This window comes from Micromonospora sp. NPDC049175 (genome assembly GCF_043197345.1).
In the GTDB taxonomy this organism is placed as follows: domain Bacteria; phylum Actinomycetota; class Actinomycetes; order Mycobacteriales; family Micromonosporaceae; genus Micromonospora.
Map to the genome: position 1 here is coordinate 238081 of NZ_JBICSY010000006.1, position 24744 is coordinate 262824.

At 72.4% G+C, this 24744-nt stretch carries 21 protein-coding genes; 13 read left to right on the forward strand and 8 right to left on the reverse strand.

Annotated elements, in window-relative coordinates; genetic code table 11:
- Positions 1 to 34 precede the first annotated feature (34 nt).
- Entirely contained in the window at positions 35 to 466 is a 432-nt protein-coding gene (locus ACGFH8_RS24385) for a MarR family winged helix-turn-helix transcriptional regulator (RefSeq protein WP_393370996.1), read from the forward strand.
- Between the two features lie 161 nt (positions 467 to 627).
- Positions 628 to 2412, forward strand: a complete 1785-nt coding sequence (locus ACGFH8_RS24390; RefSeq protein WP_393370998.1) for an N-acetylglutaminylglutamine amidotransferase — start codon at positions 628 to 630, stop codon at positions 2410 to 2412.
- A 10-nt stretch (positions 2413 to 2422) separates the two neighbouring features.
- On the opposite strand, the gene ACGFH8_RS24395 is transcribed toward ACGFH8_RS24390, so the two are convergent.
- From ACGFH8_RS24395 to ACGFH8_RS24405, 3 genes are all read right to left on the reverse strand, one after another.
- Positions 2423 to 3556, reverse strand: coding sequence for a glutamate--cysteine ligase (locus tag ACGFH8_RS24395; protein ID WP_393371001.1), 1134 nt, complete (start codon positions 3554 to 3556; stop codon positions 2423 to 2425).
- Between the two features lie 66 nt (positions 3557 to 3622).
- Positions 3623 to 4831, reverse strand: a complete 1209-nt coding sequence (locus ACGFH8_RS24400) for an RNA polymerase sigma factor (RefSeq protein WP_393371003.1) — start codon at positions 4829 to 4831, stop codon at positions 3623 to 3625.
- 2 nt (positions 4832 to 4833) lie between these two features.
- Entirely contained in the window at positions 4834 to 5190 is a 357-nt protein-coding gene (locus tag ACGFH8_RS24405; protein WP_393371005.1) for a YciI family protein, read from the reverse strand.
- Between the two features lie 275 nt (positions 5191 to 5465).
- Between ACGFH8_RS24405 and ACGFH8_RS24410 the strand changes: the two genes are divergently transcribed.
- Positions 5466 to 6788: a flavin monoamine oxidase family protein gene (locus ACGFH8_RS24410; RefSeq protein WP_393371007.1), complete on the forward strand. Its 1323-nt coding sequence runs from the start codon at positions 5466 to 5468 to the stop codon at positions 6786 to 6788.
- Positions 6789 to 6897: 109 nt separating this feature from the next.
- On the opposite strand, the gene ACGFH8_RS24415 is transcribed toward ACGFH8_RS24410, so the two are convergent.
- Positions 6898 to 9126 carry a discoidin domain-containing protein gene (locus ACGFH8_RS24415; RefSeq protein ID WP_393371009.1) on the reverse strand — a complete coding sequence of 743 codons (2229 nt, stop codon included), beginning with the start codon at positions 9124 to 9126 and terminating at the stop codon, positions 6898 to 6900.
- Between the two features lie 256 nt (positions 9127 to 9382).
- Positions 9383 to 10582 (reverse strand): ROK family protein, encoded by a 1200-nt coding sequence (locus ACGFH8_RS24420; RefSeq protein WP_393371011.1) that lies wholly within the window; start codon positions 10580 to 10582, stop codon positions 9383 to 9385.
- A 238-nt stretch (positions 10583 to 10820) separates the two neighbouring features.
- Between ACGFH8_RS24420 and ACGFH8_RS24425 the strand changes: the two genes are divergently transcribed.
- From ACGFH8_RS24425 to ACGFH8_RS24440, 4 genes are all read left to right on the forward strand, one after another.
- Positions 10821 to 12119, forward strand: coding sequence for an ABC transporter substrate-binding protein (locus ACGFH8_RS24425; RefSeq protein WP_393371013.1), 1299 nt, complete (start codon positions 10821 to 10823; stop codon positions 12117 to 12119).
- A gap of 70 nt (positions 12120 to 12189) precedes the next feature.
- Positions 12190 to 13182 carry a carbohydrate ABC transporter permease gene (locus ACGFH8_RS24430; RefSeq protein WP_393371015.1) on the forward strand — a complete coding sequence of 331 codons (993 nt, stop codon included), beginning with the start codon at positions 12190 to 12192 and terminating at the stop codon, positions 13180 to 13182.
- Positions 13175 to 14014 carry a carbohydrate ABC transporter permease gene (locus ACGFH8_RS24435; protein WP_393371017.1) on the forward strand — a complete coding sequence of 280 codons (840 nt, stop codon included), beginning with the start codon at positions 13175 to 13177 and terminating at the stop codon, positions 14012 to 14014. Before ACGFH8_RS24430 ends, ACGFH8_RS24435 begins: the two co-directional genes overlap by 8 nt.
- 29 nt (positions 14015 to 14043) lie before the next feature.
- A complete protein-coding gene (locus tag ACGFH8_RS24440; RefSeq protein WP_393371019.1) occupies positions 14044 to 15420 on the forward strand; it encodes a GH1 family beta-glucosidase in 1377 nt (458 codons plus the stop codon).
- Between the two features lie 56 nt (positions 15421 to 15476).
- Here ACGFH8_RS24440 and ACGFH8_RS24445 read toward each other — a convergent pair whose 3' ends face one another.
- Positions 15477 to 16055, reverse strand: coding sequence for an NTP transferase domain-containing protein (locus tag ACGFH8_RS24445; protein WP_393371022.1), 579 nt, complete (start codon positions 16053 to 16055; stop codon positions 15477 to 15479).
- 111 nt (positions 16056 to 16166) lie between these two features.
- Between ACGFH8_RS24445 and ACGFH8_RS24450 the strand changes: the two genes are divergently transcribed.
- The 6 genes from ACGFH8_RS24450 (at position 16167) to ACGFH8_RS24475 (ending at position 21369) form a co-directional block, all read left to right on the forward strand.
- On the forward strand, positions 16167 to 16664 hold the full coding sequence (locus tag ACGFH8_RS24450) for a 2Fe-2S iron-sulfur cluster-binding protein (protein ID WP_393371764.1): 498 nt from the start codon (positions 16167 to 16169) through the stop codon (positions 16662 to 16664).
- Positions 16661 to 17644, forward strand: a complete 984-nt coding sequence (locus ACGFH8_RS24455; RefSeq protein ID WP_393371025.1) for an FAD binding domain-containing protein — start codon at positions 16661 to 16663, stop codon at positions 17642 to 17644. The genes ACGFH8_RS24450 and ACGFH8_RS24455 overlap by 4 nt, the downstream gene beginning before the upstream one ends.
- Entirely contained in the window at positions 17641 to 19731 is a 2091-nt protein-coding gene (locus ACGFH8_RS24460) for a xanthine dehydrogenase family protein molybdopterin-binding subunit (protein WP_393371028.1), read from the forward strand. The genes ACGFH8_RS24455 and ACGFH8_RS24460 overlap by 4 nt, the downstream gene beginning before the upstream one ends.
- A gap of 28 nt (positions 19732 to 19759) precedes the next feature.
- Positions 19760 to 20125 carry an ArsR/SmtB family transcription factor gene (locus tag ACGFH8_RS24465; RefSeq protein ID WP_393371031.1) on the forward strand — a complete coding sequence of 122 codons (366 nt, stop codon included), beginning with the start codon at positions 19760 to 19762 and terminating at the stop codon, positions 20123 to 20125.
- Positions 20125 to 20766: an SRPBCC family protein gene (locus tag ACGFH8_RS24470; RefSeq protein WP_393371034.1), complete on the forward strand. Its 642-nt coding sequence runs from the start codon at positions 20125 to 20127 to the stop codon at positions 20764 to 20766. Before ACGFH8_RS24465 ends, ACGFH8_RS24470 begins: the two co-directional genes overlap by 1 nt.
- Positions 20767 to 20865: 99 nt before the next feature.
- A complete protein-coding gene (locus ACGFH8_RS24475; protein ID WP_393371036.1) occupies positions 20866 to 21369 on the forward strand; it encodes an NUDIX domain-containing protein in 504 nt (167 codons plus the stop codon).
- Positions 21370 to 21505: 136 nt separating this feature from the next.
- Here ACGFH8_RS24475 and ACGFH8_RS24480 read toward each other — a convergent pair whose 3' ends face one another.
- Together ACGFH8_RS24480 and ACGFH8_RS24485 are read right to left on the reverse strand one after the other, a co-directional pair.
- Positions 21506 to 22960 (reverse strand): ATP-binding protein, encoded by a 1455-nt coding sequence (locus ACGFH8_RS24480; RefSeq protein ID WP_393371039.1) that lies wholly within the window; start codon positions 22958 to 22960, stop codon positions 21506 to 21508.
- Between the two features lie 114 nt (positions 22961 to 23074).
- Positions 23075 to 24733, reverse strand: coding sequence for an FAD-dependent oxidoreductase (locus ACGFH8_RS24485; RefSeq protein ID WP_393371042.1), 1659 nt, complete (start codon positions 24731 to 24733; stop codon positions 23075 to 23077).
- Between the last annotated feature and the right edge of the window lie 11 nt (positions 24734 to 24744).

A 24744-nucleotide genomic window follows, 5' to 3' on the forward strand; every position in this document is an offset into this window, starting at 1 on the left:
AGGGAGCAACCGCATTTGCTGTTACGGTATTCCGGTGACCGAGGACACCACCGGGACCGGCGACGACGACAGCCTGGCCGAGACGTTCTGGGCCGTGGCGTCCCGTTTGCGCCGACAGACCAAGGAGTCGCTGACCCCCTGGGACATCACGCCCAGCCAGTCCCGGGCCCTCGGTGTCCTGGGCCGCCACGGTGAGGTACGTCCCGGCACGCTCGCCGAGCACCTGCGCATCGCGGCCCGCTCGGCCACCGAGGTCGTCGACGACCTGCAGACCCGTGGGCTCGTCGAACGCCGACCGGACCCGGCCGACCGGCGGGCGACACTTGTCGCGCTCACCGAGGAGGGCAAGCGCCTCGGCGCCGCCATCCGGACCGCCCGGCGGGCCGAGGCGGACCGCTTCTTCGGCCACCTCAACGACACCGACCGCGCCGAGTTGGCCCGCATCCTGCGGACCCTGCGCGCCTGACCGACGGCGGTCCGCCCGCCCCGCACACGCAGCGGGTTTGCCCACCTCGCGCACGGGTAGCCAGCGGCCCCCGCCGGAGGGACCGGCCGTCACCGGCCGGGGCGAGGTGACAGGAGGACGCTCGTGCCGCTGGTGCCACACCCGAACAACCGCCCCGGCTGATGTGCGGGATCAGCGGGGAGGCGCGCTTCGACGGTCGGTCGCCCGACGCGGCGGCGGTGACCCGGATGACCGAGGCGATGCGCTCGCGCGGCCCGGACGACGAGGGCCTGTGCGCCGAGGGCTGGGTGACCCTCGGGCACCGCCGACTGACAATCATCGACCTGTCCGATGCGGGCGGGCAACCGATGGTCCGCGACGACCTGGGCCTGGCCCTGGTCTTCAACGGCTGCGTCTACAACTACCCGGAGCTGCGCGAGGAGTTGCAGAACGCCGGCTACGGATTCCACTCCACGAGCGACACCGAGGTGGTCCTGGTCGCGTACGCGCACTGGGGTGAACGCTTCGTCGACCACCTGGTCGGCATGTTCGCGATCGGGCTTGTCGACCGGGCGCGGCGGCGGCTGGTCCTGGCCCGCGACCGGCTCGGCATCAAACCGCTCTACCTCGCCGAGACCCCCGGGCGGCTGCGGTTCGCCTCCACCCTGCCCGCGCTGTTGCGGGCCGGCGACGTCGACACCGGCATCGACCCGGTGGCGCTGCACCACTACCTGTCCTGGCACTCCATCGTTCCCGCGCCGCGGACCGTGCTGCGCGGGGTGCGCAAGCTGCCGCCGGCCACCCTGCGGGTGATCGAGGCGGACGGGCGCAGCCGTGAGGAGGTGTACTGGCGGCCCGACTACGTGCGGAAGCCCGCCGACGCGGGAATGGACGCCGCCGACTGGCGGGCCGCCGTCGGGGACGCGCTGCGCACGGCGGTACGCCGACGGCTGGTCGCCGACGTGCCGGTCGGGGTGCTGCTCTCCGGTGGACTGGACTCCAGCCTCATCGTGGCGCTGCTCGCCGAGGCCGGTCAACAGCACCTGCGTACGTTCAGCATCGGCTTCGACAGCCGCGACGGCGAGTCCGGCGACGAGTTCCACTACTCCGACCTGGTGGCCCGCGCGTACGACACCGACCACCACCGGATCCGGCTGGCCGACGACGACCTGGTGCCCGCGGTCCGGCGTGCCGTGCTGGCGATGACCGAGCCGATGGGCAGCCACGACGTGGTCGCGTTCCATCTCCTTTCCGAGCAGGTGGCGCGGCATGTCAAGGTGGCACAGTCCGGGCAGGGCGCGGACGAGGTGTTCGCCGGCTACGGCTATCACCAGCCGCTCACCGAGGCGTCCCGGCACAGCGCCGCCGAGACGTTCGCCGCCGCGTTCTTCGACCGCGACCACGACGAGTTGCGCGCCATCGTCGGCCCGGCGTACGCGCTGGAGCACGACGCCAGCCGGGACCTGCTCACCGCGCACCTCGCCGCGCCCGGGGCACAGACCGCGCTGGACGCGGTGCTGCGCCTGGACACCCACCTGATGCTGCCGGACGACCCGGTCAAGCGGGTGGACAGCATGAGCATGGCGTGGGGCCTGGAGGTGCGGACGCCGTTCCTCGACCAGGACCTGGTCACCCTGGCGGCGCACTGTCCCCCGCGGCACAAGGTCGCCCAGGGCGGCAAGGGCGTGCTCAAGGAGGTCGCCCGGGAGGTACTGCCCGCCGAGGTGATCGACCGTCCCAAGGGCTACTTCCCGGTGCCCGCGCTGCGCAGGGTGGACGGCCCGGTGCGCGAGATGGTCGCCGAGGCGTTGCAGGCGCCGGCAGCGCGCGAGCGAGGGCTGTTCCGCCCGGAGTACGTGGCACGCCTGCTCGCCGACCCGGACCGGGCCGAGGCGGCGGCCGGCAGCAACAAGCTGTGGCAGCTCGGCCTGCTGGAGCTGTGGTTACAGACCCACGACATCCGCTGAGCGCCGCCGGTCACCCGGCCGTCGTGCGGGCGGCCAGGTCGTCGAGGACGGCGCGAACGTCACCGGTACGCTCCAGCACCCGGCGCTGCCGGGTGGCCCCGGTGCCGTCGCGGCGTACCCGGGCCAGTTGTGCCAACACGTACCCCAGGTCGCCGTGGCGCAGCAGGGCCGGAGCGATCACCGCCATCAGCTCGTCGACGAGCGCCCAGGCCGGCCGGGTGCCCCCGGCACGAAGGTCGATCAGCTCGCCGTCGAGACCGTCGTGGGCGGCCCGCCAGTGCGCGGCGGCCACCAGACAGTCGCGGACGGGCGGCGCGGTCACCCCGGCGCGGACGTCGTCGGCGAGGGTGGCGACGAGCGACCGGACCAGCGCGGCGACAAGCACCGCGTCGTCCACGTCCGGGCAGACGTCGCCCACCCGGATCTCCACGGTCGGGTAGGCCGACGACGGTCGGGCGTACCAGTAGACCATCGCCGCGTCCAGCATGACGCCGGCGGCGATCAGCTCGTCCACGGTCCGGTCGTAGTCGGTCGCGGAGTCGAAGTACGGCGTCGGGCCGATGCTGGGCCACCGTTCCAGCTGCATCGACCGCCAGCTGGCGTGACCGGTGTCGCGCCCGTCCTGTAGCGGCGAGTTGGTGGTGATCGCCTGCACCACCGGCAGCCAGACCCGTAGGTGGTTGCAGACCTGCACGGCCAGTTCCCGGTCGGAGAGCCCGACGTGGATGTGGCAGCCGCACACCGCCGGGTCGTGCGCCACCGGGCCGTACCGGCGCGACATCGCGTGGTAGCGCGGCTCGTCGGGGACCGTCCGGTGCGGCTCGGCCACCGGGGTGGCGCCGATCGCCACGAGCCGGGCCCCGGCCGCCGTGGCGGCCTCGGCGGCCCAGCGACGCAGCGCCACCAGGTGCGCGCGCAGCTCGCCGAGGTCGGCGCAGACCGGGGTGACCATCTCCACCATGCTGTGCCGGAACTCCTGGCGGCTCTGGTCCCGGGCGGGACCGCGCAGCGCGGCCAGCACCTGGTCGGCCACCGGCAGGTTGCGCCCGCTGGCCGGGTCGAGCAGCAGGAACTCCTCCTCGACGCCGAGGGTGAGGGTGGACAGGTCGGGCACGATGCCGGCGGTCGCCGAACGGTACGCCATGGCGCCTCCCCCACTGCTGCGGCCGGCGCCTCGGTTTCCCGGGCTACCCCGGTGACAAACACGCCCTCAGGGCATTGCCAGGGCCGCCGCGCGTGCGGTGAGAAAGGCCCGCTCGGCCGCGTTGTCAGTCCGGGCGACAGCCATCCGGTACGCCTCGACGGCCTCCCCGCCCCGGCCGAGCCGGGCCAGCAGATCGGCGCGGACCACGTGGTAGACGTGGTAGCCAACCAGGTCGAGGCGGTCCACCTCGGTCAGCGCGACCGCCGGTCCGGACAGCTCGGCGAGCGCGACGGCCCGGTTCAGCGCCACCACCGGGCTGGGGGCGACCACCGTCAGCTGGTCGTACAGCGCAAGGATCTGCGCCCAGTCGGTGTCGGCGGCGCGCCGCGCGGCGCTGTGCACGGCGGCGATCGCGGCCTGGATCTGGTACGGGCCGGGCCGGTCGCGGCGCAGGCAGCGGCGCACCAGCGCCTGGCCCTCGGCGATCAGCCGGGCGTCCCACCGGGCCCGGTCCTGGCTCGGCAACGCCACCAGCTCACCCTCGGCGGTGGTCCGCGCGTCGCGGCGCGACTCGGTGAGCAGCAGCAACGCGAGCAGACCGAGCGCCTCCGGCTCGTCCGGCATCAGCTCGACCAGCAGCCGGGTCAGCCGGATCGCCTCGACGCACAGCTCGGCGCGGACCAGATGTCGTCCGGCGCTGGCCGTGTACCCCTCGTTGAAGATCAGGTAGAGCACCGCGAGCACCGCGTGCAGCCGGTCGGGCAGGTCGGCGTCGCGCGGCACGCGGTACGGGATCCGCGCGTTGCGGATCTTCGACTTGGCCCGGACCAGCCGCTGCGCCATGGTCGGCTCCGGCACCAGGAAGGCCCGGGCGATCTCGGCGGTGCTCAGGCCACCGAGCAGCCGCAGGGTGAGGGCGACCCGGGTGCTCGGGGCGAGCGCCGGATGGCAGCAGGTGAAGATCAGCCGTAGCCGGTCGTCGTGCACCGGTCCCTCCTCGACGGGTCGGTCGGCGGCGAACAACAGGGCCGCCTGGGAGTGCCTGTCGACCCGGGACGCGTCGCGGCGCAGCCGGTCGATCGCCCGGTTCCGGGCGGTGGTGATGATCCAGCCGGCCGGACTGGGCGGCGGGCCGGTCGTCGGCCAGCGCGCCACCGCGACGGCGAACGCCTCCTGGACCGCCTCCTCGGCGAGTTCGATGTCGCCGAGGAGGCGCACCAGGACGGCGACCGCGCGGCCGTACTCCGCGCGGAACACCGCCTCCACGTCGGGCACGATCAGTCGCCGGCCCCGCCCTGGAAGGGGCGCACCTCGATCGGCAGGGTGGTGGCCAGCGCGTAGCGGCGACCCCAGTGCAGGGCGGCGTCCAGGTCCGGCACGTCGATGATCGTGATGCCGCCCAGATGCTCCTTGCCCTCCACGAACGGGCCGTCGGTGACCAGGACGTCGCCGTCGCGGGCGCGCAGCACGGTGGCGGTCTCCGGGCCGTGCAGGCCCTGCCCGAAGACCCACGACCCGGTGGAGGCCAACTCCTCACGAAACTCACCGAGCTGGCGCATCACCCCGGCCAGGAACTCCGGGTCCGGCGGCAGCTCACCCTGCGGCTGGTGAAGGCTGAGCAGGTACAGCGTCATGGTTCCTCCTCGCGAGGGCCGGCCCGTCGCCGACCTCTCATCCTCCACACGATCGGCCGCCGCCCGGATCGACAGGCCGCCGGAAAATTCTCGGCGTCCGGTCCGGCCCGGTGCTGGCGTCCTTTGCTCTGCACCCGCGGATGCGACGGGTGCGCAGGCACGGGTGGCGCGTCGGCGGGTGCAGAGCAAAGGATGAAGGACAGGGGGACGGTCCGCCGGTGCCGCGACCGGAGCCGGTAGTCATGGCTGCGCCGGTTGTGGGTAAGCGTCCCGGCGTGACCGTTGGCATCCGGGTGGTCGTGGTCGGCGCCGGCTTCTCCGGGCTCGCCGCCGCGCTGGCGCTGAGCCGCGCCGGCGCCCGGGTGCGGGTGTTGGAGGCCCGCGACCGGGTGGGCGGGCGAGCGCTGACCCGGTGGCTGCCCGAGGTCACGCAACTCGACCTGGGCGCGCAGTGGATCGGCCCGACCCAGGACCGGATGTACGCGCTGGTCGCCGAGCACGGGCTGGCCACCTTCGCGTCGGCTGCGGACGGCGCGCCCACCCTGCTCTGGGCCGGCCAGCGCCGGGCCGCGCCGCCGGCGCAGGTCGGTCGGGTGCTCGGCCTGCTCGACGAGTACGCCGCTCGCCTGGACCCGGCCGCGCCCTGGGAGACGCCGGAGGCCGCACGGTGGGACCGGACGATCCTCGGCGAATGGCTGCGCGCGACGGCCGGGGACGACGACATCGCCGACTACCTGGGGCGGCTGCTCGCCGGCGGGCTGCTGGCCACCGGCGCGGACGAGCTGTCCCTGTTGCACCTGCTGTTCTACCTGCGCAGCGCCGGTGGGACCGGTCCGTTGTTGGGGATGGCCGGCGGCGCGCAGCAGGACCGGATCGTGGGCGGGCCGCCGGCACTCGCCGAACGGATGGCCGCCGCCCTGCCCCCGGGAACGCTGACGCTTGCCACGCCGGTGCGGGCGATCGAGCAGACCGTCGACGGTGTGACGGCGTGTACCGACACCGGGCGCGTCGCCGGCGACGCCGTGGTGGTCGCGCTGGCCCCGGCACTGGCCGGCCGGATCCGGTACGACCCGCCGCTGCCCGCGCTGCGCGACGGGCTCACCCAGCGGATGCCGATGGGTTCGGCGTTGAAGGTGCACGCCGTCTACCGGGAGCCGTTCTGGCGTGCCGACGGGCTGTCCGGCGTGTCCACCAGCAGCGCCGGTCCGCTCACCGAGACGGTCGACAACTCCACCCCGACCTCGCCGCTCGGGGTGCTGACCGGGTTCAGCTACGCCGCGGATGCCGCCGCGCTGCGGGAGATGTCGCCCGAGCGGCGTCGACGATGCCTGCTGGACGCGTTCGCCACAGTTGTCGGGCCGGCAGCCGGAAACCCGGTGGACCTCGTCGAGTACGACTGGTCGGCCGACGAGTGGACCCGGGGCTGCTTCTGCGGCGCGCTCACCCCGGGCACCTGGCAGACGTACGGCCCGCGCCTGCGGGCGCCGGTGGGGCGGGTGCACTGGGCGGGCACCGAGACGGCGACCCGCTGGACCGGCTACCTGGAGGGCGCGGTGCGGGCTGGTGAGCGGGCGGCGGCCGAGGTGCTGGCGGGTTGAGCGGACACGACCGGGCCGGCCCGGTCTCGGCGGGACCGGGCCGGCGACGGCCCTGGGTGCTACCCGGCCGACCCGGTCTGCAAGGACCGGGCCGGCGCGGACGCCCCGGTCAGGGGTAGGTGGTCAGGTACACCGTCTGGTTGGCCGCGTTCGCGGTGCCACCGGCGTTGTTGATCACCCGGTTGATGGTGCCGACGCCACCGAGCGAGACGGTGACCATGTTGGTGAACCGCACGTTCGAGTTGGTGGGCACCTCGAAGGACCGCTCCTCCACCACCGCGGGGTTGACGTTGAAGTAGCTGTAGCTGCCCAGCCCGAACGCCTGGTGGCTGGTCACCGAGTCGGCGACCTTGTAGGCGGCGTAGCCACGGGTCGACCCGTTCATCCAGGCCGCCTGGTTCGGCACGTCGTACGGCAGCTCGTTCTGGTAGAAGTACGTCCGGCCGCCGTTGCCGTTCCAGACGGTCTGGTACTTCTGGTAGTGCTCGACGAAGAGGCCGTACATGGTGACGTTGTCGCCGTTGACCGTGAGCCCGGTGTCGGCGGTGTTCAACGTCCACCCGGTCGGTACGCCGCTGGCGGCGTGGTCGGCCCGCCACAGCCACATGTGGTCACCGATCACGTTGTCGCTGTTGACTGTCAACGTGTTGGTGGCCTTGCCGACGTGTGGCCCGCCGATGCGGAAGAACACGTCGTGCAGGGAGGTCGGGTTGCTGGCGTGGCTCGCCGACGACCCGGACGGCCCGACCTCCATCAGCACCGGTGAGTTGGTCGTGCCGGCCTCGAACATCAGGCCGGCGACCTTGACGCCGTCCACATCGGCCACCCGCATCCCAACGCTGCCGTTGTCGGCCTGGATGGTGGCCAGGCCGAGGCCGAGGACGACCGTGTCGGCCCGGTTGACCTGGATCGGCTCGGTGACGTGGTGCACGCCCGGGGTGAAGAGCAGGTGCTTGCCCTGGGCGAGAGCCGCGTTGATGGTGGCGGCGCTGGTGCCGGTCTGCACGACGAAGAACTGCGACAGCGAGATCGACGAGCCGGCCGGGGTCTTGTTGTACCAACTGGTGCCCGTCGAGTTGGTGCGCAGCGCCGGCACGAACACCCGGTACTCGCCGGTGCCGTCGACGTAGAGGAACGGCTTCTCGCGGACCTGTGGGGTCTGCGCGATGACTGTGTGCGACGGGTTGGGGAAGCTCGGCGCCGGTGCGCCGGTGACGCCCTGGAAGACCATGTTCCACACCGAGCCGGTCCAGCCGTTGCCGAACTCGCTGTTGCGGGAGTACCACTGCTGCTGCGAGCCGGAGACGACAAGCCCGTCGATGCGGGTGTCGGCCAGCAGGCCGCCGCTGGACCAGCCGTCGCCGCCGTTCCAGAGTTGGATCTGGTTCTGCCCGCCGCGCAGGTGCATCCGGCGGTACGGCGCGGCCTGGGACACCGCCCACCGTTCCACGGTCTGCCCGGCGGGCAGGGTGACCGACAGGTTCTCGGCGGCCCGCCAGAAGTTCTGGGTGGCGTTGCCGCCCATCCAGAACGCCTCGGTGCGGACGTGACCGTTGAGGTTGACGTCGTCCGGGCTCATCCCGAGGCCGGCGACCTGGGTGAAGAAGCCGAGGTTGACGTCGGCGCTGTAGGTGCCGGGCTTGAACAGCACCGCGTAGCGCTGCGGGCCGAACTGGTTGGTCTCCTGCTGGGTGAAGAGGGTGTTCAGTCGACTCTGGATCGTCGACGTCGGGGTGCTCGGGCCGAAGACGAACGTGTTCGGACCGAGGTTGGGGTTGTACGGGTCGGTGGGCGTCACCGGGGGTTCGTTGGTGCCGCCGCCGGTCTCGCCGTAGACCTGGAACTCCCAGAGCGAGTAGCCGTAGCCGGTGCCCCGGGCGGTGCCGTACATGCGGACGTAGCGGCCGGCGCCGGAGACGGTGAGGTTCTGGGTGCCGCCGGTGCCGGTGGTGGTCGAGTAGATCGTGGTCCAGGTGGATCCGTTGTCGGAGGTCTGGAGCTGGAAGGCCCGGCCGTGGGCGGCCTCCCACAGCAGGTTGACCTGGGTGATGGTGGCGCGGGCACCCAGGTCGACCTGCAACCACTGCGGGTCGCTGAACGCGCTGGACCAGCGGGTGCCGGTGTTGCCGTCGACAGCGGCGGCGGCGGGCGTTCCGCCGTTCTCGGTGGACGAGGCGGTCGCCGTGCGGCCCTGGGACAGCAGGGAGGGGGCGGCCTGCGCGGGGGTGGTGGCACCGGTCGGCGTGAGCGCCGCGACCAGGGCCACGGTGAGTCCGACGAGCAGGTGCCGAACGGCCCGTGGGGGACGCGGGCGTACGGATGTTGCACGAGATGTCATGACATCGCCTGTCGATAGGGGGCTACGGGTTGCGCGAGGGTGGGATCGGGCTCGCCCCGTGGTGCCGTGGGTGGTGCCGCCGATGCGACACCACAGTTCTGGGTGCCGCCGGTACGGCACCGCGGGCCGGAGAGCGCTCTCGTAGGAGTGTTGCGGCGAGATTGCGGCGGCGTCAAGACATCGATCTATAACTTCGTTATTTATCCCGAGGATTCTTTTTGTGTAATTCGCCGTGCCCCGCTGCCGTCGTCCCGGCTCAGCGGCGGACGCCGCCCTCGGTGAGGAAGCGCGCGATCGGGAGCGTGGCGGCGCCCAACGCCACCGCGTCCACGCCGAGGCGGCACAGCTCGATCGACGCCTGCTCGAACGGCTGGCGCAGCGCCTGCCGGCCGGCGGCCTCGCGGACGGCCGGCAGCAGGTCGCCGAGCGCCATCGCCGCCCAGCCGCCGAGCACCACCCGCTCCGGGTTGAACAGGTTGATCAGGTTGGCCACGCCCGCGCCGAGGTAGCCGGCGGTCTCGTCCAGCACCCGCCGGGCGGTCACCGAGGTGTCGGCGGCGGCGACGAGGGCGGCGAGCTGGGACTCCTCGTCCTCGCCGGGCACCGGTCGACCACGGCGCGCCTCCCGGTAGCGCTCGATGATCGCCTCCGCGCCCACGTACGCCTCCAGGCAGCCGCGCGCGCCGCACCGGCAGGCCCGGCCGCCGTACACCAGGGTGGTGTGCCCCCACTCCCCCGCGCTGCTGGACGCGCCCCGGTAGGTGGCGCCGCCGGTCACCACGGACGCGCCCACACCGGAGCCGACAAGCGCGAAGACGGCGTGCCGGGCGCCCCGGCCGGCGCCGAACCACATCTCGGCCTGGCCGAGGGTCTTCGCGCCGTTGTCGATGTGCAGGGGCAGGTCGGTGCCCGCGCTGATCAGCCTCTCCAGCGGCACCCGGTCCCAACCGAGGGCCTGGGCGTGCACGACGGCCTCGACGCCCTGCTCCACCACTCCCGACACGCCGATGCCGACGCCGAGCACGTCGCCGGGGGCCACCTGGGCCTGCCCGGTCACCGCGTCGATGCCGGCCAGCACGTGCCCGGCCACCAGGTCGGGCTCGGTCCGGGCCGGGTCGAGCGGGTACTCGACGCTGGCCAGCAGGGTCATCGCGAAGTCGAACAGCTCCACCCGGACGCGGGTCTCGCCGACGTCCACGCCGACCACGAAGGCGAAGCGGGGCGCGATCCGCAGCAGCATGCTGGGCCGGCCGCCGTCGGACTCGGCGGCCCCGGCCTCGGCGACCAGCCCCTCGTCGATCAGGTCGGCCACCACGTTGCTGACCGCCGGTTGACTCAGCCCGGTGCTGCGCACCAGGTCCTGGCGGGTGAGCGGGCCGTCGAGGAAGAGCTTGGTCAGCAGCGCGGACCGGTTGCGCAGCCGCACGCTGCGGTTGGTGGCACGCGCCAGCTCCACTCGACACCCCGTTCTGGTTGGCCGTTCGAGGCGACTGTAACCGCACCGTGCTTGACGACCCACCGGCCAGCCACTTTAATGACGACATAATTTAAGCCGTGATGTAACTCCCGGGAAACGCCGACGGACTCCGACGGCGCACCCCCGAACCCTGTCCCGCAGCCGGCCGCCCGTCGTCTCGACCCCTATCGGCGACGGAGGTCGGCGGACCCCCACCACGCTCCGGAAGGGCTGACCCGTGTCGAGACGACACCTCGGGATATTCACCGCCGCCGTACTGGCCGCCGCCTCGCTGACCGCCTGCGGCGGCTCCGGCGACGACTCCGCCGCATCGCCCAAGACGCTCACCTACTGGGCCAGCAACCAGGGCGCCAGCCTGGAGGCCGACAAGACGACCCTCCAGCCCGAGCTGGACAAGTTCGAGAAGCAGACCGGGATCAAGGTCACCGTCGAGGTGGTCCCGTGGTCGGACCTGCTCAACCGGCTGCTCGCCGCCGCCGCCTCGGGCAAGGGCCCGGACGTGGTGAACATCGGCAACACCTGGTCGGCGTCGTTGCAGGCCACCGGCGCGCTCGTCGAGTTCGACGACGCCACCCTGCAGGCCGTCGGCGGCAAGGACCGGATCGTGCCCGCCGCGCTCGCCGCCGCCGGCGCCCCCGGCAAGCCGCCGGCCGCCGTGCCGCTCTACAGCATGGCGTACAGCCTGTACTACAACAAGAAGTCGTTCGCCGACGCCGGCCTCACCGCACCGCCGACCACCTGGGAACAGCTCGCCGAGTACGGCAAGAAGCTGAGCACCGGCGGCAAGTGGGGCTTGGCCATCGAGGGCGCCAACCCGTCGGAGAACGCCCACCACGCGTTCACCTTCAGCCAGCAGTACGGCGGTGAGTGGTTCGACTCGGCCGGCAAGCCGACCTTCGACACCCCGCAGAACGTCTCGGCGATCAAGCGGTACATCGACTTCATGGCCGCCGACAAGATCACCAACCCGAGCAACGCGGAGTACGCGCAAAACCAGTCGGTCTCCGACTTCGCCAACGGCAAGGCCGCCATGCTGCTGTGGCAGTCCGCCGGCTCGAACCTGAAGACGCAGAACATGCCCGCCGACGCCTACGGTGTGGCCCCGGTGCCGTTCCTGGCCAGCCCGCCGGCCGGCGGCAAGAAGGTCAACAGCATGGTCGCCGGCATCAACATGGCGGTCTTCAAGCACACGAAGAACAAGGACGGCGCGCTGAACTTCGTGAAGTTCATGACCAGCGACGAGGAGCAGACGCTGCTCAACAAGACGTACGGCTCGCTGCCGGCGGTCAAGACCGCGGGCTCCGACCCGGCGTTCAGCGCCACCGAGCAGAAGACCATCCAGGAGACCCTGGTCACCACCGCGGCCCCGCTGCCGCAGGTGCCCGAGGAGAGCACCTTCGAGACCCTGGTCGGCACCGCGATGAAGGAACTGTTCGCGGACGCGGCAAGCGGCAAGCCGGTCACCGAGGCCTCGGTGAAGGCGAAGCTGACCGACGCGCAGCAGAAGATGCGCTGACCCAGGCGTCACCGGTGGCCGTGGTCAGGCGCTGAGCCTGGCCACGGCCACCGCCTCCGAGAGGACCCCGATGGCAACCAGCACCACCGCGCCGGACGCCGACCGGCGCGAACCCCGGGCCGGGTCACCGGCCCGGAAGCCGGCCCGCCGGCCCCGCGGCCCCCGCCGCTCCCTCCTGCCGTATCTGCTGCTCGCCCCGGCCATCGTGCTGGAACTCGCCATCCACGTCATCCCGATGGTGGTCGGGGTCTGGATGAGCCTGCTGGAGCTGACCCAGTTCCACATCCGCGACTGGTCCACCGCGCCCTTCATCGGGTTCGAGAACTACCGGGCGACGCTCAACCTGAACAGCGCGGCCGGCAAGGAACTGCTGCACTCGTTCTGGATCACCCTGGCCTACAGCCTGCTCTCGGTCGGGTTCGCCTGGCTGCTCGGCATCGCGGCGGCTGTCGTGTTGCAGAAGCCGTTCCGCGGACGGGCGATCCTGCGCGCGCTCTTCCTCACCCCGTACGCCCTGCCGGTCTACGCCGCGGTGATCACCTGGAGCTTCCTGCTGCAACGCGACACCGGCCTGGTCAACCACGTCCTGGTCGACCAGCTCGGGCTGCTGAACGAGCGGCCGTTCTGGCTGATCGATGACAACAGCTTCTGGTCGCTGCTCGTGGTGTCGGTGTGGCGCAACTGGCCGTTCGCGTTCCTCTGCCTGATGGCCGGCCTGCAGAACGTGCCCGGCGAGCTGTACGAGGCCGCCGCGATCGACGGCGCCGGGTTCTGGCGTCGGCTGCGCTCGGTCACCCTGCCGATGTTGCGGCCGGTGAACCTGGTGCTGCTGCTGGTGCTGTTCCTCTGGACGTTCAACGACTTCAACACCCCGTTCGTGCTCTTCGGCGGCTCCGCCCCCGAGCAGGCCGACCTCATCTCCATCCACATCTACCGCAGTTCCTTCAAGACCTGGGACTTCGGCTCCGGCTCGGCGATGTCGGTGGCGCTGCTGCTGTTCCTGATGATCGTCTCGGCCGCGTACCTGCTGATCACCAACCGTCGGAGGGACGACCATGCGTGAGACCGCCGGTGAGCGCTGGGGCCGGCGCATCGTGCTGACCCTGCTCACCCTCTTCGTCGTCATTCCGCTCTACGTGATGGTGACCTCCGCGGCGAAGCCGTTGCAGGACGTGCAGAACGGCTTCACCTGGTGGCCCAGCCGACCCACGCTGCAACCGTTCGTGGACATGTGGAGCACCGTGCCCCTGGCCCGGTACCTGGTGAACAGCCTGGTGGTGTCGAGCATCGCGGCGATCTGCTCGGTCGCGGTGGCCATCTTCGCGGCGTTCGCGGTCAGCCGGTACCGGTTCCGTGGCCGGGGCCTCTTCTCGGTGACGGTGCTGTCCACCCAGATGTTCCCCGGCATCCTGTTCCTGCTGCCGCTGTTCCTCATCTACGTGAACCTGGGCAACGCCACGGGCATCGAGTTGTACGCCAGCCGCACCGGCCTGGTGATCACGTACCTGACCTTCTCGCTGCCGTTCTCGATCTGGATGCTCGTCGGCTACTTCGACTCGATCCCGCGAGGGCTGGACGAGGCGGCGCAGGTCGACGGGGCCGGGCCCCTGCGCACCCTGTTCCAGGTGATCCTGCCGGCCGCCGTGCCCGGCGTCGTCGCGGTCACCGTGTACGCGTTCATGACCGCCTGGGGCGAGGTGCTCTTCGCGTCGGTGATGACCGACGAGGGCAGCCGCACCCTGGCCGTCGGCCTCCAGGGCTACTCCACCCAGTTCAACGTCTACTGGAACCAGATCATGGCCGCCTCACTCGTGGTGAGCGTCCCGGTCGTCGTCGGGTTCCTGGCCCTGCAGCGGTACTTCGTCGCCGGCCTCACCGCCGGCGCGGTCAAGTGAGTACGTCAATCCCAGAGGAGACCCGTCCCGTGCCCGACCTGTCCAAGCTGCCACCCGACTTCCTCTGGGGTGTCGCCACGGCGGCGTACCAGATCGAGGGGGCCGTCGACGTCGACGGCCGGACGCCGTCCATCTGGGACACCTTCTCGGCGATCCCCGGCAACGTCGACAACGGCGACACCGGCGCGGTGGCCTGCGACCACTACCACAGGTGGCCGGAGGACCTGGCGCTGCTGCGCCGGCTCGGCGTGGACGCGTACCGTTTCTCGGTGGCCTGGCCCCGGGTGATGCCCGACGGCGTCGGTCGGGTCAATCCCGCCGGGTTGGACTTCTACGACCGGCTCGTCGACACGTTGCTCGCCGACGGGATCCGGCCGTTCGTCACGCTCTACCACTGGGATCTGCCGCAGGCGTTGCAGGACGCCGGCGGTTGGCCGGAGCGCGCCACCGCCGAGGCGTTCGCCGACTACGCGGCGGTGGTGGCCGCCCGCCTCGGTGACCGGGTCGCCGACTGGTGCACCGTCAACGAGCCGCTGTGCGTGTGCTGGATCGGGCACCTGGACGGCAACATGGCCCCCGGCGAGCGGGACCTCACCCGCGCGGTGCACGCCTCGCACCACGTGCTGCTCGGGCACGGGCTGGCCACCCAGGCGATCCGCGCCAACGCGGCCCGCCCGGCCTCGGTGGGTCTGGTGGTCAACCTCAGCCCGATCGAGGCGGCCACCGACCGACCCGAGGACGTGGCGGCGGCCCGCCGGGCGGACGGGCACGTCAACAGGTGGTGGCTGGACCCGATCCACGGGCGCGGCTACCCCGCCGACATGATCGCCACCTACGGTGTCGAGCCGCCGGTACGTGGCGACGACCTGACGGTGATCGCCACGCCCACCGACTTCCTCGGGGTCAACTACTACTTCCGTCAACTGGTGGTCGACGACCCGACCGGCGCGGCGCCGTACGCCCGGCAGGTGCCGGTGCCCGGCTCGGTGGAGACCGCGATGGGTTGGGAGATGTACCCGGCGGGCCTGGAGCGGCTGCTCGTCGACGTGCACGAGGAGTACCGGCCGGGCCGGATCATCGTCACCGAGAGCGGCTCGGCCTGGCCGGACGAGGTCACCCCGGACGGCACCGTGGAGGACAAGGAGCGCACCGACCACCTGGAGCAGCACCTGGCGGCGTGCGCGTCGGCGGTGGCCCGGGGGGTGCCGCTGGACGGCTACTTCGTCTGGTCGCTGCTCGACAACTTCGAGTGGGCGTACGGCTACGACAAGCGTTTCGGGCTGGTGCACGTCGACTACGCCACGCAAGCCCGGACGGTGAAGGCGAGCGGCCTGCGCTACGCCGAGCTGATCCGCGCCCACCAGCGTCTCGCCCGCGCCACCGGCACCGCGACGCCGGTGGCCTGAGAACGGGGGTACGGCCGCCCGGGGTGTCGACACCCCGGGCGGCCGTTCGGCGCCGCTCAGCGGCCGGGCAGGTCGGCCGGGGTGTCCACGTCGACCGGGGAGCCGACGTCGTCGCAGGGCACCTCGACCACCAGGTCCGGCCGCTCGCGCAGCAGGTCGCGGGCACCCCGGTCGCCGACGGCGTAGCCGTCCAGCAACGGCCAGGTGTCCCGACCCAGCAGGACCGGGTGCCCCGGCCGGCCGGCGTAGGTGGCGACCGCGACCAGCGCGCCGCCGGCGTACGCCGCCCGCACCCGGTGGACCGCGACCGGGCTGAGCAGCGGCTGGTCGACGAGGACCACGACGGCGGCCGACACGTCGGCCGGCAGCGAGGCCAGGCCCCGGCGCAGTGACGACCCCAGCCCCTCGGACCACCTGTCGTGCCGGACCGGCACCGCGCCGGGCAGGTCGGGCACCTCGTCGGCGCCCGCGCCGAGCACCACGTGCACGGGCGCGCAGCCGCCAGCGTCGAGCAGCCGGACTCCGCGCCGCACCAGCGGCTCGCCCTCCAACTCGACGAGCGCCTTGGGGCGGCCGTATCGCCGCCCGGCCCCGGCGGCCAGCAGCAGCCCGGCGGTCACCGGCAGGTCTCCCACCCGGCCACCTCCCGCGTTATTCGCCCCTGTTCGTACCGGTAAAGCTAGTCTGGGCCGGTGCCGGACCGAGCAGGGAACGCGACGACGACCGACGAGCGACACTCGTCCCGGGTGACGGTCGAGGTCAACGGCTCGGCCCACGCGGTCACGCTCGACAACCGCACCACGCTGCTGGACGCGCTGCGTGAGCACCTCGGCCTGACCGGGGCGAAGAAGGGGTGCGACCACGGCCAGTGCGGCTCCTGCACGGTGCTGCTGGACGGTCGCCGGGTGAAGAGCTGTCTGGTGCTCGCCGTCACGCTCGACGGGCGGTCGGTGGTGACGGTCGAGGGGCTGGCCGGGGCGGACGAGCTGTCCCCGTTGCAGGCCGCGTTCGTCGCGCACGACGCGTTCCAGTGCGGCTACTGCACGCCGGGGCACCTCTGCTCCGCCCGCGGCATGCTCGACGAGGTCGCCCGGGGCTGGCCCAGCGCGGTCACCGACGACCTGGACGCCCCGGCCGAGCTGACCGACGCGGAGATCCGCGAACGGATGGCCGGCAACCTGTGCCGCTGCGCCGCGTACCCGCACATCGTGGCTGCCGTGCGCGAGGCGGCCGCGACGCGATGAGGGCGTTCCGCTACCACCGGCCGGCCGACGTGGCCGACGCGGTCGCCGTGCTCGACGCCGAACCGCACGCCGCGTACCTGGGCGGCGGCACCAACCTGGTGGACCTGATGAAACTCGGGGTGCAGCGCCCCGACGTGCTGGTGGACGTGACCGGGCTCCCGTTGGACACCGTCGAGGAGCTGCCCGACGGTGGGCTGCGGATCGGCGCGACCGTCCGCAACAGCGACCTCGCGGCCCACCCGGTGGTCCGCCGGGACTACCCGGTGCTGGCCCGCGCCCTGCTCGCCGCCGCCTCCGGACAGCTGCGCAACATGGCCACTACCGGCGGCAACCTGTTGCAGCGCACCCGCTGCGTCTACTTCCAGGACACCGGCAAGGCGTGCAACAAGCGGGAGCCGGGCAGCGGTTGCGCCGCGCTGCACGGCCAGAACCGCGACCTGGCGGTGCTGGACTGGTCCGAGCAGTGCGTGGCCACCCACCCGTCCGACCTGGCCGTGGCGCTCACCGCACTCGACACGGTGGTGCAGGTGCACGAGAGCGACGGCCCGCGCGACATCCCGATCGCCGCCCTGTACCGCTCCCCCGGCACGCACCCGGAACGGGAGACCACACTGGCCCGGGGCGCGCTGATCACCGCCGTCCGGTTGCCACCGCTGCCGGCCGCGCGCCGCTCGACGTACCTCAAGGTGCGCGACCGGGCGTCGTTCGCCTTCGCCGCCGGCTCGGTGGCCGCGGTGCTGGACCTCGACGGCGACGTGGTCCGTGACGTGCGGCTGGCGTACGGGGCGGTGGCGCACCGGCCGTGGCGGGCGTACCGGGCCGAGGAGGAGCTGCGCGGTCGCCCGTTCAGCCCGGAGCTGGCCGCGCGGGCCGCCGACGCGGAGCTGGCCGAGGCCCGCCCGTTGCGGCACAACGGATTCAAGGTGCCGCTGACCCGGGCCATCACCGTGCGGGCGCTCAGCGAGCTGGCGTCGTCGTGACCACCGGCGCGGTCGGCCGCGCGTACCCCCGGTTGGAGGGCCGCGCGAAGGTCACCGGCACGGCCCGGTACGCGGTGGAGTACCAGGTGGACGGAGTCACCTACGGCTGGGCGGTGCCGTCGGCCGTGGTGCGCGGCCGGATCACCCGGGTCGACACCACCGAGGCGCTCGCGTCGCCCGGCGTGCTGGCCGTCCTGCACCACGGCAACGCGCCGCGCCTCGCGCCCGGCCCCGAGCCGGAGCTGTGGCTGTTGCAGGAGCCGGCGGTGCACTACCGGGGGCAGTACGTCGCCGTGGTGGTGGCCACCAGCCTGGAGGCGGCCCGGGAGGGCGCCCGGCTGGTCCGCATCGACTACGACGCCGGCCCGCACAGCACCGTGCTCACCGACGACCACCCCGGCCTGTACCGGCCGGACCACGTCAACCCCAGCTATCCGACCGACACCGCCGAGGGCGACTTCGACGCCGGGTACGCGGCGGCGCCGGTGCGGGTGGACGCCACGTACCGCACCCCGGCGTACCACAACAGCCCGATGGAGCCACACGCCACGACGGCACAGTGGCGCGACGGCCAACTGCTGGTGCACGACTCCACCCAGGGCGCGTCACCGGTGCGGGCCACCCTCGCCGAGCTGTTCGGGCTGCCCCCGGAGTCGATCCGGGTGGTCGCCGAGCACGTCGGCGGCGGCTTCGGCAGCAAGGGGTACGCCAAGGCGTCGGTGGTGCTGGCCGCCCTCGCGGCCCGGCACGTGGACCGACCGGTGAAGCTGGCGCTGACCCGTCAGCAGATCTTCGGGCCGGTCGGTTACCGCACGCCCACCATCCAGCGGGTCCGCCTCGCCGCCGACGCCGACGGGCGGCTCACCGCGATCTGCCACGACGCGATCAGCCAGACCTCGACCATCCGGGAGTTCGCCGAGCAGACCGCCGTCTACACCCGCAGCATGTACGCCGCGCCCCACCGCCGCACCACGCACCGGCTGGTCCGCCTCGACGTGCCCACGCCGTTCTGGATGCGCGCCCCCGGCGAGTGCCCCGGCGCGTACGCCCTGGAGTCGGCGATGGACGAGCTGGCCGTCGCCGCCGGCGTCGATCCGGTGGAGCTGCGCATCCGCAACGACACGGCGGTCGACCCGGACCAGGGGCGGCCGTTCACCAGCCGCAACCTGGTGGCCTGCCTGCGCGAGGGCGCGCAGCGGTTCGGCTGGACCGACCGGGACCCGACGCCCCGCGCCCGGCGCGACGGGCGCTGGCTGATCGGCACGGGGATGGCCGGGTCGAGCTACCCGGCTCGGGCCAGGCCGTCGTCGGCCACGGCCACCGCCCGACCGGACGGGACCTTCGTGGTCCGGATCAACGCCACCGACATCGGCACCGGCGCCCGCACGGCGATCTGGCAGGTGGCCGCCGACGCCCTCGGGGTGTCGCCGGAGCGGGTGGAGATCCACATCGGTGACACCGCCCTGCCGAGCGCGCCGCTGGCCGGGGGCTCGATGGGCACCGCCAGTTGGAGCTGGGCGGTGATCCGGGCCGCGCAGGCGCTGCGCGAGAAGCTCCGCGAGGGCGTACCGCCGGACGCCGACGTGACCGCCGAGGCCGACACCGCCGACGAGGTGGGCGGGCAGCCCGCCCTGCCCCGGTACGCGTACGGGGCGCAGTTCGTCGAGGTGCGGGTGGACGCGGACACCGGCGAGGTACGGCTGAACCGGATGCTCGGGGTGTTCGCGGCCGGACGGGTGGTGAACCCGACGACGGCCCGCAGCCAGCTCATCGGCGGCATGACGATGGGACTGTCGATGGCCCTGCACGAGGAGGGCCTGCTCGACGAGCGGTACGGCGACTGGGTCAACCACGACCTGGCCACCTACCACATCACCTGCTGCGCGGACGTGGAGTCCATCGAGGCGTACTGGCTGGACGAGCGGGACGACGAGCTGAACCCGGCCGGGGTCAAGGGCATGGGCGAGATCGGCATCGTCGGCGCGGCGGCGGCGGTCGCCAACGCGGTGCGCCACGCCACCGGCGTACGGGTCCGGGACCTGCCGATCCGGCTGGACAAGCTGATCGGTTCATCACGCTTGGCTTAAATAAGCCACTGCTGATATAACTGTGGCCGTGCACGCCTTCGACGTGCTGGGCGATCCGGTCCGGCGCCGCATCCTGGAGCTGCTCGCCACCGGCGAGCAGACCGCCGGCGCGGTCAGCGCGGTGATCCGCGACGAGTTCGGCATCTCCCAGCCCGCCGTGTCCCAGCACCTCAAGGTGTTACGGGACAACGGTTTCGCCACCGTACGGCCGGAGGGCGCCCGGCGGCTGTACGCGGTCGACCCCCGGCCACTGCGTGAGGTCGACGGCTGGCTGGAGCACTTCCGCCGGTTCTGGACCCCACCCCTGGCGGCACTCGCCACCGAGCTGGCCCGGGGCCGACGCGACCGTCGGCTGCGCGAGCCGGCCGACCCACCCGACGAGAGGACCACCTGATGTTCGACGCCACCGAGCAGATCAACGCCGTACGGCGCACGGTCGGCAGCCGCACCCTGGAGGCCGGCGAGGCCCGGGTGACCACGATCAGCCAGACCTACCAGGCGACGGCCGAGGATCTCTGGGACGCCTGCACCAACGCCGAGCGCATCCCCCGCTGGTTCCTGCCGATCTCCGGCGACCTGCGGCTGCACGGCAAGTACGAGCTCCAGGGCAACGCCCACGGCGTCGTCGAGAGCTGCGAGCCGCCGCACCGCTTCACCGCCACCTGGGAGATGGGCGGCGAGGTGAGCTGGATCGAGGTGCGGATCACCCCGGTCGACGACGAGCGTGCCCGCCTCGACCTGGACCACATCGCGCACGTCGACCAGGACCGGTGGGCCCAGTTCGGGCCGGGCGCCGTCGGCGTCGGCTGGGACCTCGGGCTGCTCGGTCTCGCCACCCACCTGGCCGGCGACGGCAGCGGGGTCACCCCGGAGCAGAGCGCCGAGTGGACCGCCTCACCCGAGGGCCGACGGGCCATGGAGCTGAGCAGCCACCTGTGGGGTGCGGCGAGCATCGCCGCCGGCACCGACCCCGACGAGGCGAACGCCGCCGCCGCGCGTACCACCGCCTTCTACACCGGCGCCCCCGAAGCCTGACCCCCTCGCCCTCGCCCTCGTCGATCTGGGGAGTATCGCCGCTAGTTGATCTAAGATCACGACGATTCTCCCTAGATCGACGGGGTAACGTGCTGCGGCATGACAGGTACGCCGTACTCGCACTGCTCTTTCTGCGGCGCCGTTTACCCGGCGGGCGCCGGGTGGCCGCGGGTCTGCGCGGCCTGCGGTGAGACCGTCTGGCGCAATCCGCTGCCGGTGGCGGTCGCGGTGCTGCCGGTCCGCACGGCCGACGGCCTGGGCGTCGTGGTGGTCCGCCGGGACATCGAGCCCGCCCGCGGGCTGCTCGCGCTGCCCGGCGGCTTCGTCGAGTACGGCGAGGAGTGGTCCGAAGCGCTCGTTCGTGAGCTGCGGGAGGAGACCGGCCTGGTCGCGGCCGCCGAGGACGTCCGCCTGTTCGCGGTGCACGGCGCACCGGCGGGCGGCACGATGATGGTCTTCGGGGTGCTGCCCGAGCGCGCCGCCGAGGACCTGCCACCGTCCGCGCCGACGGAGGAGGCGACCGAGTGGTTGGTGCTCACCGACCCGGTCGAGCTGGCGTTCTCCACCCACACCCAAGTCCTGGCCGACTTCCTCACCCTCTGACCTGACCTGACCCGCCCTGAACCCGCCCCGCCCCGCCCCGCCCCGCCCCGCGATCTTGCACTTTCTGTCCCGATAAAAGGTGCATACGGCGCATATCGACAACCGAAAGTGCAAGATCGGCGCGGCGGACGCGCGTTCACTGAATCTCGTTGACGGGCACCTCCGGTGCGCCCTCGGTGATCGGCAGCAGCACCCGGAACGTGGTCCGTCCGGGTTCGGTCTCCACCCGGATGTCGCCGTGGTGCTTGTGCACCACGATCCGGTACGAGATGTCCAGCCCCAGACCGGTGCCCGCGCCGACCGGCTTGGTGGTGAAGAACGGCTCGAAGATGCGCGGTCGCACCTCGGGCGGGATACCCGGGCCGGTGTCGGTGACCTCCACCGCCAGCAGGTCACCGATCCGTCCGGTGTGGATGGTCAGCACCCCCTTCTCCCCCATCGCGCCCAACGCGTTGTCGATCAGGTTGGTCCACACCTGGTTCAGCTCGGCCGCGTACGCTGGGACGGGCGGGATGCCGCGGTCGTACTCGCGAACCAGCTTCACCTCGGCGGGGATCTTGCCCTTGAACATCACGAGCGTGGCGTCGAGCAGGTCGTGCACGTCCACCACCCGGTGCGGCGCGCGGTCCAGCTGCGAGTACTGCTTGGCGGCATCCACCAGACCGGAGATCCGGGTGACCGCGTCGCCGATCTCGCGCATCAGCAGCTCGGTGTCCACCGTGTAGGTGAGCCAGCGCACCGCCGCCTCCAGGTCCGCCGCACCGACCGCGGTCTTCACCTGCGCCAACCAGGCCGCGTCGAGACCGCCACCCACCAGGATCGGCGCCAGGTCCCAGGCGCCGCCGACCCCGTGCTCCTCCAGCCAGTCGGTGAGGGTGTCCTCGGCGTCGGCGGTGGCCATCGGGGTCAGCTTCGGCGCGGTGGCGACCCGGGCGACGGCGTCCTCCTGCAACGAGACGAGGCCGTGCAGCGCCCTGCCGTCGAGCCGGCCGTCGGCGACCATCGCGAGCTTGTGCCGCATCCCGGCGACCCGGTCCCGCAGCACCGAGGTCGCGCGCACCGCCGCCGCGGCCGGATTGTTCAGCTCGTGGGTCAGCCCGGCCGACAGCGAACCGAGCGCCAACAACCGCTCCCGTTCGCCGACGATGACCTGACTGTTCCGCAGACCGAGGAACAGCCCCTCCAACAGGTGCATGGGCATCGGGAACCAGGACCGCAGGGCGTACGCGAAGTCCTCCGCCGGCAGCACGAAGAAGTCCGAGTCGACCACCGCCCGCATGCTGTTGCGGTAGATCTGGTCGACCTGGTCACCCAGGTAAGCCTGGACCGCCCCGCCGTACACGCCGCGCTGGTCGGTGCGGCTGACCTCGATGTCGTCGCCGCGCACCTGGCGGCTCAGCGCCACCGCGCCGCGCACCAGCACGAAGAAGCAGGTCCCGGGCTCCCCCTCGGCGTACACGAGGGTGCCCCCGGCACGCTGCTCGACCCGGCCGCGTTCGGCCAGCCACTCGAGTTGCCCCTCGTCGAGGGACTCGAACAGGAACAGGGTGCGCAACTCCGCAGGTGTCAGTCGATCGGACTCGGTGGTCACTGGGTCTCCTTCGTTCGCGACTGCGGGGCTCGCAAACCCGGCTCACTCCCCGCACTCACTGGGTCTCCTTCGTTCGCGACTGCGGGGCGAGCAAACCCGGCTCACTCCTCGCACTCACTGGGCCTCCAGGTAGCGGTGCACGAGCGAGACGGCCATCGCGCCCTCGCCGACGGCCGAGGCGACCCGTTTGACCGACTCGGCCCGCACGTCACCGGCCGCGAACACCCCCGGCACGCTCGTCTCCAGGTGGTACGGGTCGCGGGACAGCGACCAGCCCGCCGGCCGACGCCCACCGGCCAGCAGGTCCGGGCCGGTGACGATGAAGCCGCGCCCGTCCCGGACCAGCACACCGTCCAGCCAGTCGGTGCGGGGCTCCGCGCCGATGAAGATGAACAACCAGGACGTGTCGACCGAGCGGGCCTCCCCGGTGCGGGTGTCGCAGAGGGTGAGCCGTTGCAGGTGGTCGTCGCCCGCCCCGCCGACCACCGCCGTATGCGGGTGCACGGTGATCCGGTCGATCCGCTCCAACTGGTCGATCAGGTAACGCGACATCGAGGCGGTCAGGTCCGCGCCCCGGATCAGCAGGTGCACCCTCGACGCGTACCGGGAGAAGTGCACCGCCGCCTGGCCGGCGGAGTTGGCCCCGCCGACGATGTAGACGTCCTGCTCGACGCAGCTCGGCGCCTCGGTGGCGGCGGCGCCGTAGAACACCCCCCGACCGGTGAAGTCGGCCAGCCCGGGGGCGTCGAGCACCCGGTACGACACTCCGGTGGCCAGCACCACCGTGTGCGCGGCGATCTCGGAACCGTCGCCGAAGCGCAACAGCCGGGCGCCGCCGGCCTCACTGAGACCGACCACCTCCCGGGCGCTGAGCAGCTCGGCGCCGAACTTGACCGCCTGCCGGCGGGCCCGATCGGTCAACTGCGCGCCGGAGACGCCGTCGGGGAAGCCCAGGTAGTTCTCGATCCGGCTGCTCTGCCCGGCCTGCCCGCCGGTCGCCCGCCGCTCCACGAGCACGGTACGCAGCCCCTCCGACGCGCCGTACACCGCCGAGCCGAGGCCGGCCGGGCCGCCGCCGATCACCACCAGGTCGTAGAAGTCACACGCCGGCACGACCGTCAGCCCGGCGAGCGCGGCCAACTCGGCTTCGCTCGGGGCGACCAGCGCCTTGCCGTCGGCCGTCACCACAAGCGGTACGTCCGCCTCGGTGGCCCCGGCCGCGTCGAGCAGGCGGGCGCCCTCCGGGTCGTCGGAGAGCATCCACCGGTACGGCACCAGGTTGCGCGCCAGGAAGTCACGGACCTTGAACGACGGCGCCGACCAGCGGTGCCCGACGACGCGGATCTCCGCGCTCGCCGCGTCCGGGGTGACCGACCACGCCTCCAGCAGCCCGTCGACCACCGGGTACAGCTTCTCCTCCGGCGGATGCCAGGGCTTGAGCAGGTAGTGGTCCAGGTCGACGACGTTTATCGCCTCGATCGCGGCGTCGGTGTCGGCGTACGCGGTGAGCAGCACCCGGCGGGCGGCCGGGAAGATGTCCATCGCCGATTCCAGGAACTCCACGCCCGTCATCTCCGGCATCCGGTGGTCGGCCAGCAGCAGCGCCACCTGTTCGCCGCGCAGTTTGACCTCCCGCAGGGCGTCCAGCGCCTCCGGTCCGGAGGAGGCCCGCAGCACCCGGTAGCGGTCGCCGTAGCGGCGGCGGATGTCCCGGGCCACCGCACGGGACACCACGGGGTCGTCGTCGACGGTCAGGATCACCGGGTTCGCCATGGCGCCATGAA

What these genes read in the sequence shown, in the direction of transcription:
- ACGFH8_RS24435 (WP_393371017.1), top strand. Translation starts at nt 13,175, where the DNA reads ATGCGTGAGACCGCCGGTGAGCGCTGGGGCCGGCGCATCGTGCTGACC.
- ACGFH8_RS24475 (WP_393371036.1), top strand. Translation starts at nt 20,866, where the DNA reads ATGACAGGTACGCCGTACTCGCACTGCTCTTTCTGCGGCGCCGTTTAC.
- ACGFH8_RS24470 (WP_393371034.1), top strand. Translation starts at nt 20,125, where the DNA reads ATGTTCGACGCCACCGAGCAGATCAACGCCGTACGGCGCACGGTCGGC.
- ACGFH8_RS24405 (WP_393371005.1), bottom strand. Translation starts at nt 5,190, where the DNA reads ATGACGCTGTACCTGCTCAGCCTTCACCAGCCGCAGGGTGAGCTGCCG.
- ACGFH8_RS24430 (WP_393371015.1), top strand. Translation starts at nt 12,190, where the DNA reads ATGGCAACCAGCACCACCGCGCCGGACGCCGACCGGCGCGAACCCCGG.
- ACGFH8_RS24390 (WP_393370998.1), top strand. Translation starts at nt 628, where the DNA reads ATGTGCGGGATCAGCGGGGAGGCGCGCTTCGACGGTCGGTCGCCCGAC.
- ACGFH8_RS24395 (WP_393371001.1), bottom strand. Translation starts at nt 3,556, where the DNA reads ATGGCGTACCGTTCGGCGACCGCCGGCATCGTGCCCGACCTGTCCACC.
- ACGFH8_RS24415 (WP_393371009.1), bottom strand. Translation starts at nt 9,126, where the DNA reads ATGACATCTCGTGCAACATCCGTACGCCCGCGTCCCCCACGGGCCGTT.
- ACGFH8_RS24485 (WP_393371042.1), bottom strand. Translation starts at nt 24,733, where the DNA reads ATGGCGAACCCGGTGATCCTGACCGTCGACGACGACCCCGTGGTGTCC.
- ACGFH8_RS24455 (WP_393371025.1), top strand. Translation starts at nt 16,661, where the DNA reads ATGAGGGCGTTCCGCTACCACCGGCCGGCCGACGTGGCCGACGCGGTC.